Source organism: Campylobacter sp. TTU-622 (assembly GCF_016598965.1).
Classification (GTDB): Bacteria; Campylobacterota; Campylobacteria; order Campylobacterales; family Campylobacteraceae; genus Campylobacter_D.
In genome coordinates this window covers 1-296 of the sequence record NZ_JAENKR010000245.1, presented here as the reverse complement: position 1 = coordinate 296, position 296 = coordinate 1, and the positions used below count along the sequence as shown (strand labels likewise).

The 296-nt window shown below is 37.2% G+C and carries 1 protein-coding gene; it reads left to right on the top strand.

Annotation, left to right across the window (positions count from 1 at the left end; translation table 11 throughout):
• On the top strand, positions 1-296 hold a 296-nt coding region (locus tag JG677_RS08690; RefSeq protein WP_442778904.1), incomplete at both ends, for a hypothetical protein.

Here is a 296-nt window from a genome sequence, read left to right as displayed (position 1 = left end):
AGGCGTTATTAAAGCAGGAAATGATGCAATCCACATTGATGGAAGTGATAGAGATATTGAAGGCGAAGGCATAGACGTAAAAGGTAGATTAGAAGGTGGTAATGCTGGTATTTATATAGGAGCAGGCAAACAAGTAAATACAAGCATCACCGTATCTGGAACCATTCAAGGTGATAATGGTGGTATTATTAATACTGGAACCATAGGACAAAAAGATGCAGATGTTCAAACACACGGCATCACCATTGAAAATGGTGGAACTATTACTTCTAAAAATGGTAGCGGTATTTTAAATA